Annotated in this window: 11 protein-coding genes and 1 pseudogene; 5 read left to right on the top strand and 7 right to left on the bottom strand. The window is 42.8% G+C overall.

Annotated elements, in window-relative coordinates:
* Positions 1-92: 92 nt before the first annotated feature.
* Both QUB70_RS28430 and QUB70_RS28425 read left to right on the top strand, forming a co-directional pair.
* Positions 93-452 carry a substrate-binding domain-containing protein gene (locus QUB70_RS28430; protein WP_332984933.1) on the top strand — a complete coding sequence of 120 codons (360 nt, stop codon included), beginning with the start codon at positions 93-95 and terminating at the stop codon, positions 450-452.
* 5 nt (positions 453-457) lie between these two features.
* The gene (locus QUB70_RS28425) at positions 458-2410 is read left to right on the top strand and encodes a sensor histidine kinase (RefSeq protein WP_332984931.1); all 1953 of its coding nucleotides are present in this window, start codon (positions 458-460) and stop codon (positions 2408-2410) included.
* Positions 2411-2465: 55 nt separating this feature from the next.
* On the opposite strand, the gene wecB is transcribed toward QUB70_RS28425, so the two are convergent.
* The gene (gene wecB / locus QUB70_RS28420; protein ID WP_332984930.1) at positions 2466-3623 is read right to left on the bottom strand and encodes a non-hydrolyzing UDP-N-acetylglucosamine 2-epimerase; all 1158 of its coding nucleotides are present in this window, start codon (positions 3621-3623) and stop codon (positions 2466-2468) included.
* 240 nt (positions 3624-3863) lie between these two features.
* On the opposite strand from wecB, the gene QUB70_RS28415 reads away from it, so the two are divergent.
* Entirely contained in the window at positions 3864-4448 is a 585-nt protein-coding gene (locus QUB70_RS28415) for a pseudouridine synthase (protein ID WP_332984929.1), read from the top strand.
* A gap of 534 nt (positions 4449-4982) precedes the next feature.
* On the opposite strand, the gene QUB70_RS28410 is transcribed toward QUB70_RS28415, so the two are convergent.
* Complete coding sequence (locus tag QUB70_RS28410) at positions 4983-5828, bottom strand: hypothetical protein (protein WP_332984928.1); 846 nt, start codon at positions 5826-5828, stop codon at positions 4983-4985.
* A gap of 195 nt (positions 5829-6023) precedes the next feature.
* Here QUB70_RS28410 and ctpB point away from each other — a divergent pair, with 195 nt between their 5' ends.
* Positions 6024-7343 (top strand): carboxyl-terminal processing protease CtpB, encoded by a 1320-nt coding sequence (ctpB, locus tag QUB70_RS28405; RefSeq protein WP_332984927.1) that lies wholly within the window; start codon positions 6024-6026, stop codon positions 7341-7343.
* A 608-nt stretch (positions 7344-7951) separates the two neighbouring features.
* On the opposite strand, the gene QUB70_RS28400 is transcribed toward ctpB, so the two are convergent.
* The 4 genes and pseudogenes from QUB70_RS28400 to QUB70_RS28385 all read right to left on the bottom strand — a co-directional run bounded on the left by QUB70_RS28400 (position 7952) and on the right by QUB70_RS28385 (position 11261).
* Positions 7952-8803 carry a sulfotransferase gene (locus QUB70_RS28400; RefSeq protein WP_332984925.1) on the bottom strand — a complete coding sequence of 284 codons (852 nt, stop codon included), beginning with the start codon at positions 8801-8803 and terminating at the stop codon, positions 7952-7954.
* 119 nt (positions 8804-8922) lie between these two features.
* Entirely contained in the window at positions 8923-9225 is a 303-nt protein-coding gene (locus QUB70_RS28395) for an ATP-grasp fold amidoligase family protein (protein WP_332984923.1), read from the bottom strand.
* Between the two features lie 227 nt (positions 9226-9452).
* A pseudogene (locus QUB70_RS28390) lies at positions 9453-9807 on the bottom strand (transposase).
* A 56-nt stretch (positions 9808-9863) separates the two neighbouring features.
* Positions 9864-11261 (bottom strand): sulfotransferase family protein, encoded by a 1398-nt coding sequence (locus QUB70_RS28385; protein ID WP_332984921.1) that lies wholly within the window; start codon positions 11259-11261, stop codon positions 9864-9866.
* A gap of 280 nt (positions 11262-11541) precedes the next feature.
* On the opposite strand from QUB70_RS28385, the gene QUB70_RS28380 reads away from it, so the two are divergent.
* Positions 11542-11943 (top strand): hypothetical protein, encoded by a 402-nt coding sequence (locus tag QUB70_RS28380; protein WP_332984920.1) that lies wholly within the window; start codon positions 11542-11544, stop codon positions 11941-11943.
* A 554-nt stretch (positions 11944-12497) separates the two neighbouring features.
* Here QUB70_RS28380 and QUB70_RS28375 read toward each other — a convergent pair.
* Positions 12498-13452 (bottom strand): Nramp family divalent metal transporter (locus QUB70_RS28375; RefSeq protein WP_332984918.1); only part of this gene is annotated, 955 nt, incomplete at its 5' end.

Raw genomic sequence — 13452 nt, 5'->3', positions numbered from 1 at the left:
TATATAGTCCAAATAAAAGTCCATGACAGCAAATGTATTGTTTGTTACATTATACACCATAAAGTCAGGAGAGCCAATCTGCCAAGCGGCTATTGCGGAAATATTACCTAGGAGGAGATTTAAAAAATTCATTAGAAGCAGTAGTATTTCGGAAAGAAGGGGAATTGATCGAGGCAATTCAAAGCACTCCTTACAGCATCGGTAGCTTTTCCCTTGCTAACGCCATTTCCAATAAACTACCTGTCAACCGCCTCAGCCTCAACGGGGTTGAACCAACACGAGAAAATGTCAAAACTGGCAAGTATCCCATGGTTCGGACAATTTCAATTCTCTGGCACAAAAAACCTTCAGAGGCTACCCAAGCGCTAATTAAATACATCTCTAGTCCGCCAGGAATCAACGCGATTGAGGAGTCTGGCTTTATTTTCGTGACCCCATCCGCCAAGAATTAAGAGCTATGGCCATCCAGTCCAGATACGCGCGGTTACCCGTTTCCGTCAAGTTGTTATCACCTCTGTTGTTGGCATTTCTGAGTCTATGGACTGTTGGAACCTTGGGTTTTGGTTATTTTGCTAGAAACAGCTTAGAACAAATGGCACGAAAGGAGATCGTGGATCTGGCTAGTATGCTGCGGGAATCTCTCAAGCAAAGGCAAGAATCACTCCGTGTGAAAGCTCGTTCGGTGAGTGAGGATAATGATGTCATCAGAGCAGTAATAAAGGGCGATCGCCCTTTATTACTGCGGACACTATTACCAATCCAAGCAGGTTTTAAACTGGATTTGATCGGAATAGTTGACGCTGACGGTCAAGTCTTAGTGTCTTCACAGTTGGGAGCAATAAGGCAGGCGACATTGCAGGATGCCTCTGTCAACCGTGCCGCCCGAACCGGACTAGAGTTATCGGGAATTCTCCTGGCCCAAAACAGTGCTCCGTCTTCCATGATTGCGTTAATATCAATCAAATCATCTGAAAAGATCCTAGCTGGTTTAGTTGCGGGATTGGCCATTGACGACACAGCGCTCCAGTCGATTCGCGGCAACACATCCATACATTTGGTGGCTTTTGACGGCGAGAAGGTGACGGCTGCTACTTTGCCACTTAACCGCGATCGACCTTGGCAATTTCGACAGCCAGACGGGTTGCCCACTAAGATCAGGATTGCTGGTGAAGCATACCTGATCCAAACAATCGAGCTACAAGGTTTCGATGGGGCAACTCTCAAAATTGCTGTACTGCATTCTGCCAAGGAAATGGAGCAAGCAGAACAGCATTTATGGTTTGTGGTGGGTGGCTTTGGCCTATTAGGAAGTGTCCTGATTGCAGTCGTGACGATCGGAGGTTTCCGTCTGACCCAAGCTCTGAGCCTTCGCATTCAAAGACTGACTAAGGCAACCCAGGAATTGGCCAGAGGCAATTTAGCCATTGCTATTCCGGTTGATAGTCAGGATGAAGTGGGGCTTTTAGCTGAGGGATTTAAGAGTATGGCAGAGCAACTTATGGCTCGCGATCGGCAACTGAACCAACAGGTGCAACAACTAGAGAGTACCCTTGAAGAACTGCACCGCACCCAGAGTCACATGGTGCATAACGAAAAAATGTCGGCACTGGGGCAAATGGTGGCAGGGATAGCGCACGAAATCAACAACCCGGTCAGCTTTATCTACGGCAACCTGTCTCATCTCAATCAACACATCGATGACTTACTGCGATTACTAGATGCCTATCAAATGGACTATCCCAACCCGTCCCCATCACTTCAAGATGACCTAGAGGATGTGGATCTAAACTTCCTAAAAGAGGATCTCACTAAGATTCTTAAGTCGATGAAAGTGGGCAGCGCTCGCATTCGGGACATTGTGGTTTCGTTGCGTAGCTTTTCTCGTCTGGATCACTCAGAATTCAAGGCTGTCGATATCCATGAAGGCATTGATGACACTTTGATGATTTTAGGACATCGCCTGCAAGCCAAGCCAGAACGCCCAACCATTGAAGTAGTCAGACAATATGGCGAGTTACCGTTGGTAGAATGCTATGCAGGTCAACTCAATCAGGTGTTTATGAACTTGCTGTCAAATGCGATCGATGCTTTGGAAGAGAGCAATGAAGGACGTAGTTTTCAGGACATGGTTGACCAACCGAATCGGATTTGGATTAAGACTACCAAAACAAAAAAACAGTGGGTGCAGATTGCGATCGCCGATAACGGTACGGGCATTCCAGAGAAAGCGCGATCGCGCATATTCGATCCCTTCTTCACTACTAAACCCGTAGGCAAGGGGACAGGATTAGGCTTATCCATTAGCTATCAGGTGGTGAAGGAAAAGCATGGAGGAAAACTCTGGTGTGATTCCACCCTGGGCGAAGGCACGAAGTTTGTGATTGAGATTCCCATAGATCGGACTGAGTAAACAAATAATTGAGAATCGGTTTTCAATTTTTCGACTCACTGTCAACCGTCAACCGTCAATTGTCAACTGTCTTCTCACTAAAATACTCTTCAACAATTTTCAAAATCCGCGAGGCTGCCAAACCGTCGCCAAAGGGATTGATTGCCATTGCCATTGCGTTGTAAGCTTCGGAATTGCTGAGCAATTCTGTAGCTGCTGTGGAAATTGTATCATAATTTGTACCTACAAGTTTAGCGGTTCCTGCGGTAATTGCTTCTGGTCTTTCTGTGGTTTCTCGCAATACTAAAACAGGCTTGCCCAAACTAGGTGCTTCCTCTTGCAAGCCGCCGGAATCTGTGAGGATTAAATGACATCTCTGAATCGCTCCTACTAATTCTGCGTAATCTAAAGGTTCCGTTAAAAATACTCTGGGATGGTCGCCCAAAAGAGCTTGCAAAGGTTCTCTAACAGTGGGATTTCGGTGCAGGGGTAGCAGTAAAGCTGTATCGGGAAATTTATCTAAGATTTGGAGAAATGCGCGAGCAATTCCTTGTAAGGGTTCGCCCCAATTTTCGCGGCGGTGGACTGTTGCTAAGATAGTGCGATATTTGCTCCAATCTAGGTTGGGAATTTTGCATTCTGGTTCGCGTTTGGCGACGGATAACAAAGCATCGATTACTGTGTTGCCTGTACGGTGAATTTCTCCCCAAACGCCCGATCGCCCTAAATTCTCCGCAGCCAGCGCTGTTGGGGCAAAATGCAGCCTTGTGAGCTGAGATATCAACCGTCGGTTAGCCTCTTCGGGATAGGGATTGAACACGTCGTCTGTTCGCAATCCGGCTTCTACGTGACCTACGGGTATTTTCTGGTAAAATGCAGCCAAAGCAGCGGCAAACGCAGTCGTTGTATCGCCCTGAACCAAGACGATTTCCGGCTGTAATTCTTTAAACAAAGCTTCCAAACCTTGCAAACTCCGACAAGTAATGTCTGTCAGGGTTTGCTGGTGCTGCATAATTGCTAAATCGCGATCGGCTTTTAGATCGAACATTCGCATTACTTGCTCGACCATTTCCCGGTGCTGACCGGTTAATATTACTTGGGTGTCAAAAGCTGGCGAATTTTTGAACTGTTGAATTACTGGGGCTAGTTTAATTGCTTCCGGGCGAGTTCCTAGGACGATGCAAATGCGGTGAATGGCTTCGGGCATGGTAAAATTGGGTGTAAGTTTATTCATATTTCGTGGAACAGGCATCTTGCCTGTTTTTGACCTTGGTGCAGGATATCAGTTTATACTCACATCTTTCACCATTCTTAAGAACGGGCAAGATGCCCGTTCCACAAAAACTCAATTTTATTGTGAAACAGGCATCTTGCCTGTTCCTAAATAGGTAATTGACAATGATGCAATATCTCCGTTGATACCTATTCAGTTAATATTAAAACCCAATCGTAGATTTTTAATCGTTAATTTGTTATGCCCTATCGTTACATTCTATTTTACAAACCTTACGATGTTTTAACTCAATTCACTGATAACTCAGGGGAAACTAAGCGCAGAACCCTGAAAGATTATATTCCGATTCCTGATGTTTATGCGGTGGGTAGGCTCGATCGCGACAGTGAAGGTTTGTTGCTGCTAACCGATGACGGACAAATGCAGCACCGCCTCAGTGACCCGAAATTCGCTCATCCCCGCACTTACTGGGTGCAAGTGGAAGGGATTCCCGATGCAGGTGCGATCGCCAGTTTGCAAACTGGTGTCACAATTCAAGATTATCGGACTCGATCGGCAAAAGTGCAATTATTGTTAGAAGAACCCCCTTTGCCGCCCCGGGAACCGCCGATTCGATTTCGCAAAAACATACCGACAGCTTGGCTGGAAATGACCCTCACAGAAGGCCGCAACCGCCAAGTGCGCCGGATGACCGCAGCAGTAGGGTTTCCGACGCTGCGGCTGGTTAGGTGCGCGATCGGGCATTTGCGTGTGGAAGGTCTAAAACCCGGTGAATGGCGCGAACTAACTCAAGCCGATTTTAGATTAGACCTCTTGCAAAAATAACTAGGACGGGCAAGATGCCCATCCCACAAAATTTTTTTTCTTGTGGAATGGGCATCTTGCCCGTTCCAGAATTTGATTAAAAGGATTTTTGGGCGTTGCTTAATCAGGGTATGAAAAAAATAAGTTGAAAATCCCGAAGCTTTGTAGATACTGGTTTATAGGATTTGCATATTTAGTCTTTCATACGGTAAATCAGCAACGCCGATTTTTGCAAGAGGTCTATTTTAGATTTTAGATTGGGGAATTACAGTCAACCGCCTTAACATTTAGGACATTCTTGATATCTGAAACTATTACTGCGGCTGCATTTCCCTTCTTCCTTCTTCCTTCTTCCTGATATCCGTTACCAGAAAGAATTGGTTGAAAGCCTCTCCCTTGCAGGGAGAAATTAAAAGAAGACTATTCCTTACTCCAATCCTCTTCCTTCCAGGTAGATGTCGCTATCAACTGTCAACTGTCAACTGTCAACTGTCAACTGTCAACTGTTACATCCGTTACATCCGTTACACAATCCGTTCCCGAACTTCCTTCTGCTTACTTTCGAGGGGGCAAAATAAAACTCTCGTTTCCATTCTTATCTTTTTGCACCTGAGCTCCCAACTTGACAAGAGCTTGTTTGGCCCTTTGACGCACCACCTTATCAGTTGTTTGAGCATAAACGGTGCTCCAAGCAGTAAACCGCACCGGGACGCTATCGGGATCTCGGCGCAAATACTCAGCAGTTGCTCGAAACATTTGCGCCAAGTTCTGCCCTTCCGGGTTTTTTTCCACCCAATCAGCGGCCATTTCGTGAGAGTTAATTGACTCGGGAATATCCCCCAACAGCAGCAACTCATCAAGACCTTTAGTTCGCCACACTATCCAGGATTGGGAATGAATTTGCGGCGAAAGGGAAAGGGCGTTAGTACCGCGCTCTATAAACTTAACAGCAGTTTCAGGCTTTCCCTGATAAAAAGAAATAGCTGTGGAAAGAAACAGGTAAATGTCAGCCCACCTCGGGTCGCGCCGCGTAACTATGTCAAAATAATCTTGGCTCAAATTGTAGCCCGTCACCTCTCGCGCTTCGTCGTCGCCAAAATACTGCAAAAATTTGAGAAATGTCCAATCTGCAATTAAATTGTCAAACCCAAAACTAGGAATAGTTTTGAGCATTTTCAGCCGCAGGGCTTCTTGCTGCGCTTCTTGCTGCGCGGCTTGTTTGAAACTCGCAGCAGAAATTGCAGAGAGCGGCTTTTGCCCCTGAACGCCAACAGAGGGCATTCCGCCCAACTCCCCGCTCGACTGCATGGTAACGACCCCCACCAGCGCTGCTAGACCGATAAATCCATTAACTAGCAGGCTCAACCACTTACGCGAAAATTGTTCGATTTTAGCTTCCACGGCACATTTAAATCCAAGTTTAAAATTAAGTTTATTGACATAGAGCAATGATTGCTTGGCGATCGACTGTGAAGCTCGTTAAACTATTCAAAGGGATGGTTGAGCCTCCACATCATAGTTTAAATGGTAGTTTGAGATTTTTTAGCAATCTAAAATCTCAAATCTAAAATCTAAAATCGAATTGAGCAAAATTCAATGAATCAAGCCCGCAGACGCTTTTCTAAGTTACAGGCAGCCCTGTTCAGTGGGGCGATGGCAACAACCGCTTCGATATCTTTACTCGTTCCCGGCCTGAGTCAATCAGTCCGCGCCGAGCTTCAAGATAGCCCCAAAGCTGTCTTAGACGAAGCTTGGCAAATTGTGAACCGAGAGTATGTCGATGGCAGCTTTAACAAAACTGACTGGCAAGTAACTCGCCAAGACTTGCTGAGCAAAAATTATACCTCTCGCGAAGCTGCCTACACCGCCCTCCGCAAAGCCCTAGAAAAATTAAACGACCCCTACACGCGCTTCATGGACCCGAAGCAGTACGAAGCGCTGACGAATCAAACCTCTGGGGAACTGACAGGGGTGGGGATGAGGCTCGAACAAGACGAGAAAACGAAAGCGATTACTGTAGTCGAGCCGATGGAAAATTCCCCGGCCCTGAAGGCAGGGATTCAAGCGGGCGATACGATTTTGGTGATTGACGGCAAAGCTACCAAAGGCATGACTGTCTCGGATGCTGCTCAGATCATTCGGGGCTCCGAAGGCACGAAAGTCACGCTGCGGATTGCTCGTGAGGGCAAAAGCGAGTTTGACATCACTCTGACTAGGGCCCGAATTGAGGTAGCAGCGGTTCGCTACAGCCTCAAGAATGAAGGCGGGGAGAAAGTCGGTTACATCCGCTTGCAAGAGTTTAGCTCCCACGCGGGCGAACAAATGCAGGTGGCGATTAAAAAGCTCTCGGATCAGAAAGCTGATGCTTTTGTGTTGGATTTGCGGGGCAATCCCGGCGGGCTGCTGCGAGTCAGCATTGATATCGCTCGGATGTGGATGAATACAGGGGCGATCGTCCGTACAGTCGATCGCGCGGGCGATTCTCAGGAAATGCGGGCAAATCGCACTGCGATCACTGACAAGCCTTTGGTGGTGCTCGTGGACGACAACTCAGCCAGCGCCAGCGAGATTTTGGCAGGTGCTCTCAAGGACAACAAGCGCGCAACTGTGATGGGCGGCCAAACTTTTGGCAAAGCTTTGGTGCAGTCGGTGCATTCTTTGGCTGACGGTTCGGGATTGGCGGTGACGATCGCTCACTACTATACTCCCAACGGTACGGATATCAGCCACAAGGGGGTTACTCCCGATGTGAAGGTGGAAGTCACCGACGAACAAAAGCTGAAATTAGCCAACAAACCGACGTTGGTTGCTACTAAGGACGATCCTGTTTACGCGCAGGCGATCGCACTTTTGAAAACTACCGCTTCGTCTGCCCGTCCCGTTGCTGCTAATGAGGCTCTTGTTCCTCAGAAGTAGTTGAAACGGTCAGTCGTTAACAATGAGCTTTAATTTAAAACCCGCACAGGCGGGTTTTATTTTTATTGATTAGTTATTGGTTATTAAGTAGAGCTTGCTGAAAAAGTCAGAAAACAGGATTTAGAAAGATGAGTGAATTCGCGATCGCCTTCAGGAGATGAGTTTTTTTTAAGTAGACCTCTTGCAAAAAAAATATGTGTTATAATTAAAAGTTTGCTCAAGTTTAGGTCAAACTTTTAATTATTGGGTTGATTGGCATCTCCTTAAACTTGCCCAGCCTGCTAGATTTAAAAATAGTCTAAACTTTCTATAATAGCACAAAATTATTTTGCAAGAGGTCTAATGCCTATGTCTGTTGGAAAGTCAGCCTTAAACCAGAGCAATCCATGATACTGCACGCTTGAAGTTATTTCTTTGTAGGGTGAGATGTGAAGAACTTCATGCCCAAGTTGCCGTAATCCACAAGCAAGTTCTTGACTAGAATAGGCTGAGCCGCCTCCTTGTGGAGGGTGAACGCTTAATAGCAGAATTTTCATGGCAAATTTATAATACTCCGAACAATTTTGAGTTGAGAAGAGGTCTGAGAAATATCAAAAGTTGGTTCGATGCTACACCTCCCATTTCAATTCTTCGTTTTCTTTATCGGCAATTTCTTCAAATAAACGCTCCACAGTAGGGTCAAGTTCTTGACGCCAACGCAAATCTAAAGTAATTTCTAAACCATGATTTTGGTAATAATCTGAGCAACGCTTTGATACCTTAGGTAAAAATTCTTCTGTATTTTTGTGTTGAGCCTTTATTATTAAAAACTGCGTTCCGTTGTTTCCTCCTACTGGATGATGTTCGTGCTGGTAATATTTAACCATTGGGGGTTGATAGTCTATTTCCAAAAAATCGCAAAGCGTTCTGATGACACTTTCTACATTTGTGGCAAGATGTTCATATTTTATCTTAATTTTATTACCTTTAAAATGACGGTACAATTCTTGGGTTTCATTAATGAGTTCCTTCCAATCATTAATTATTTCTTTGACATTTTTTTGAGGATATTTTCTGGTGCGGGAATTGATAACTGCCCGCCCATCTCTTTGGAGAAATATCAAAAAAGGTTGGGAAGATGTTTTTTGAATAGTGGCTATTTGTTCTTCTAGCCAAGAAGTGTTTTTTGTAGAATCAATTACAATTGGCTTTTGTGTTTTGAGCGATATTTGTTCGTATAAGTCTAGGTGAGTGCTAGTAATAAAATCTTTCCAAACTGGACAATTGATACCACAAATGTTGCAAGTTTTTATTTTGGGGTAGTTTGTATTGTGCAGGAATCTGGTTTTCCTTGCCTCTCCCGAGTAGAAACAATCCTGATGACTTCCCAGTATAAGTCCTAGAAGCGTAGAGCCAGAGTGACCAGCGCCACAGATAAAACAAACCTTTTGATTGATTCTCGATCCAGAATTTAGCACCATATCGCTGTAATAGATAAATTGCTTTGGGAAAATATTTTAGAACTTTAATTAACACACAATTTCACTGACGGAATACCAAAACACTGAGTTGTTAATCCTTCACACTACTGTTTTGACCATTACGGCATCAATTGCCCAAGCTTGTAGTCATACTCAGGAGGCTCAAATTTTCCCATGCCAGAACTAGGATTAAGGGTTAGCTCACCAAAGATAGGACGGCCAATATCATAAAAATCGACGCGTAAAAATGGCTGCTCGCTTGCTAAGGTTTCAGCCATATCAATTATAAGAGTAAAGTTTGTAGGTTTCATCAGTTCTCCCCGATAGCGGGGGTATTCTTCACCTAGAGCTAAGTCAAGAATCTTAAAATTGTTTTTATACTCGGACTTATCCCCAGGCTTCTTGAACTTTTTGGCTAACATTTTTTAATTGCTTTGGTTCTTGTTTAGCCCAGTCTTTGATTTGGGCTTTCTGCGAAGAGTTAAATAGTGCCGCTTCACCTCTTCCTGGTTTATTAGACCTCTGGCAAAACAAATATGTGTTATAATTAAAAGTTTGCTCAAGTTTAGGTCAAACTTTTAATTATTGGGTTGATTGGCATCTCCTTAAACTTGCCCAGCCTGCTAGATTTAAAAATAGTCTCAACTTTCTATAATAGCACAAAATTATTTTGCAAGAGGTCTAGTATTGTTAAGAGAACATAATCTGTGCTAATCGTCACAGGCAGAAAACATGAAAAAAGGTTTTTGTTGTGAAATAGACATAAAAAAAGCCCAAAAGCCTGCCGTAGCAGGGCAGAAAGATTTATCACCAGAAAAGTTATGGCGATGGTTGTTTCAGAAGTATTAGAAAGTTTAGCCATGACTCTACCAAGGCTGAATCTTCTTTTAGCTTCTCCAAATTTTCTGACAAGTTGAGTTACGAATTCTCTCGTCTGACGCTCGCTTGTTTCTTCCTTGACTTGCTAATATTTTTTGGGGTCTTCCTAAAGGAACGCCACTCATTCTAATACCTCTTTCTTTGCACCAAGCTCGATTTTCCTGCGTTCGATATAGCAAAATCACTTCACCCCTGACAATATTTCGGTCAAAACCGTTTTCTTCTTCATCCAAGGAAAAGGTTCTTCTAATACAGGTAAATTGAAAAATGGACAGAGCTTTTCCCATCCTTCGCCATCACAAACATCAATAATTAACAAAGATTCTGGACGGTATTTAAAATATTCAAGCACATTTCTATACTGTAAATCATAAACATAAGACATTCTATCTTCATTAAACGCATAAGTACCATAAACAGCCGCTCTTAATAATCTTCTGATCTGCATCTTACTCTCATTACTAGGATCTAAATCAAACGCAGGCCTCTTTAACAAGTGAGCTTCTAAAGACTTTAACCAACATGATTTATTACGCACGGTTAAGATAAACTTACTATCAGGAAATAATTTATCTAACTGAGAATAAAAAGGAGCTACCGTTATATCTGTAATCCCATCATAATCATTGAGAATCGAAAAGTCATACTTAGCAGCCATCAGGTCTTGTAAAATTGTCTCATCATCAGGATAATGAACAACATTAATCCCTAGCATATTTAATGCCATTGTTAAGCTTTTAGTTCCCGTGCGACTCAAACCAATTCCAAAAACTTTCATCTTTTTACTTATCATGGGTCTTTGAATAATAATTTTACTTGAAAATTCTCTAGTTTCGGCTAACGTCAAAGGAGCTTTTTCCAAAATATTCATTTGCTTAAGTTCGCGGATAGCAATATTTGGTAAATCCTCAATAAACCTAGCAATTTCGGGCTGACTTGCCTGCTTTGAAATATATTTTCTTGCATAATTTACACCATATTTAGCAACCAAAAAATCTAAATCTTTTTCTTGTCTTCCCCAATCTTCCTGACAAATAGTTAATTTAGCTTGATGATAATCTTGGCGACTTCTCAGTTCTCTCAAAGCACATTTGGCAAAAATATGGTGATAGAATTGAAAAAAATCATGGAGAATGTTAAATTTCTTAAATGCTTTTTTTAGCTTCAGTTTTTTTAGTGCCAGTCCACGAGTTCTTGATTCAGGTCTTAACACATATTTAGCATCATTATCAGGTACTTTAATTGCTTGCATTTCTCTGATTACATCAATTCTAGTAATATGTACACCACAATGAATATGACCTCTGAATTTATCAAGAACATAACAGTCTACGTATGGCAAACTATTGCTGGTAAGGAAAGGAGACATATCCTCCATAATTAAACAATCAGCATCCATGAAGACAACAAAATCACAATCGTAATTCATTTTCAGCATTTGCTGAACAGCGTGGGCAAAAGGTTTAACATTTTCAATAATATGAACTTGACGAGGCTGAATATTTTTGATAGCTAGGTCTAAGGCTATTTGGGATGTTCTTTCGCCAACAGTTCTAAAAACTAAATCGATTTTTTTCATGGTATTTTAATCCCAAGCCTGAGTTGTTAACTTGGAAAGCTGAAAACTTACATTATCACCATAAAAATCAGAAGTCAAGTGCTTGATTTTTAGGTAAATTTATGATAATGGTGTGAACTTGTACAATTCTTAAAAGTTATGTAACAAGCGACATATTAAGAATAATCTCAGTTACTGTAGTTTAGACTAAATAAAGATGAGAACGGTGGCTTTCAGAAGAACGAGAGCCACCGCGCCGGGAGAGAATGAGGGTGAAAAATAAAACCTATCCACTCCCTAAATGAACAGTGAACGATTAAAGGACTTTCGTCAAGCAACATACGAGTTATTGGTGCTGGCCTCATATGCAACATTCGAGCTGATGGATGCAGTAATGACAACAAGGAATGTGGCTTGTTTGGCCCAATTTTCGCTCAATCCATTATTCAATCGTCAATGGCCAAGCGTCTACGAAGCGTTACAAGACTGTATACCAGACCGAAAAAAACTGATGCTGCTGTATCTCCAGCAATTACAGGAAGAAGCACCCCCAACGGAACACATATTAGTGGCAATCGACCACACTGCATGGGGGAGACCCGATGCCAAAACATTAAAAGACAGAGCCCATGAATATCAGAATGGCTCCATTGTTGGACTTTCTATACAGTACAATTGCGTGGATACCAGAAGCACTGCGTAAGTTGGGCATTACCCCTGCTCCATGAAAGAATTAGTAGTGGGTCTTCACCCATACTTCAAGCAGCTTCCCAACTCAAACTTGTCTGTGAACAGAGCGTCAATAAGCGTCTTAGGAGCGAAAATTAAACAACTTCAGCAGATTTCTACTCTCTGGTCCTGCTGGGAAAGACAATAGAACACGAAGACGCTTAAGTTATTAACTTTTCATTCCTTAGCAGTTTTAGCGAGAGAATATGGCAATGCAAGTTGGGTACTAGCGATAGCCGACATTCAAGCTGATTGCTTAATGCGACTCCGAAAGAATGCCTGTTTGTGGTCAGCACCACCAGCCTATAGAACCCGTTTGAAATCTTTTACGCGATCACAACAACGTAAAAGATTTCAAACGGGTTCTATAACATGACGAATTCATAATAAACTGTATATTATAATACACAAAGCTTAATCTTTAAGCGGTCTCAAACGCTACTGTACAAACAAAATCCGCCTGCGCGGACTAAGAATAAGAGGGATATTTAAGCCAAATTTGGTATTATTTGTCGAAATTGCGAATTGCTAGAAAATGGTTTGTAATAACAGCCAACTATTTAATCCTACTATAATACTAGCCACGAACCAAGCTACTGATTTGAGCCAAAATGGATTCACAAACTCTCCCATTAAACGGCGGTTTGAGGTAAACATTACCAAGGGAATCACGGCAAAGGGTAATTGCAAACTGAGAATAACTTGACTGAAAACCAGCAAATTAGTTGTACTGCCTTCACCGAAAAGGATAATTGAGATCAAAGCTGGCACAATGGCAACCAGTCGAGTCAGCAACCGCCGCAACCAAGGCCGCAGACGAAAATTCAAAAACCCTTCCATCACAATCTGTCCTGCTAGAGTTGCAGTCAAGGTTGAGTTCTGCCCGGAAGCCAATAAAGCAACTGCAAAAATTGCACTGGCAGAACCCACGCCCAGCACCGGAGAAAGCAGTTTGTAAGCATCTTGAATTTCTGCTACTTCTTGATAGCCGGAAAAGTGAAAGGTTGCAGCAGACAAAATCAGAATTGCTGAATTAATAAATAAAGCTATTGACAGCGCTACGGTAGAATCAATTGTGCCAAATTTTATTGCTTCCCATTTTTTATCAGCAGTTTCTTGCCAAGCACGAGTTTGCACGATCGATGAATGCAGGTAGAGATTGTGCGGCATCACAGTTGCCCCCAAAATACCAACCGCAATATAAAGCATTGCCTGATTTTGCAAAATCTCTAACTTGGGAACATAACCGAGTAAAACTGCTCCAGCATCCGGTTTGGCAAAAATTATTTCTGCAATAAAACAACCGCCAATAATTGCAATAATTGTAATCACCAAAGCTTCGATATAACGAAAGCCTTTCCCTTGTAAAAATAACACCATTATCACATCTAGTGCAGTGATGCACACGGGAGCATCCCACTTTTGCAATAAGTATAAATACTCAGAGAATAGTCTGACTAAGTTGATGGCATAATAGAAAGCA

Origin of the sequence: Microcoleus sp. A003_D6 (assembly GCF_036702825.1) — a bacterium.
In the GTDB taxonomy this organism is placed as follows: Bacteria; Cyanobacteriota; Cyanobacteriia; order Cyanobacteriales; family Microcoleaceae; genus Microcoleus.
Note: the sequence above shows the minus strand (reverse complement) of the source record. Positions and strands in the feature narration are given on the sequence as shown.